General features: G+C 62.5%; 1 pseudogene. It reads right to left on the minus strand.

Annotated elements, in window-relative coordinates:
* A pseudogene (locus tag ACR6JA_RS22810) lies at positions 1-307 on the minus strand (argininosuccinate synthase); the annotation flags it as partial.

The raw sequence follows: 307 nt of genomic DNA on the forward strand, positions 1-307 counted from the left end.
ACTTCCTCGGCCTTGACGGCGACGTCGTCGCGCCAGAACGCCACGCCCATGATGGGCTTGACGATGCGGATGCCGGAGTTCAGGTGTTCCAGGTCCTTGGCTTCGTGGGTGGCGCCGAGCAGGTTGGAGTCGGTGGAGTAGGCCTTTTCCGCCGACATCTTGTAGTCGAAGCCGGCTTGGCGCATGTACTCGGACATTTCCGAGCGGCCGCCGAGCTGGTCGATGAACTGCTGGTCGAGCCAGGGCTTGTAGATCTTCAGGTCCGGGTTGGTCAGCAGGCCGTAGCGGTAGAAGCGCTCGATGTCGT

The organism is Cedecea sp. B1(4), from assembly GCF_059414925.1.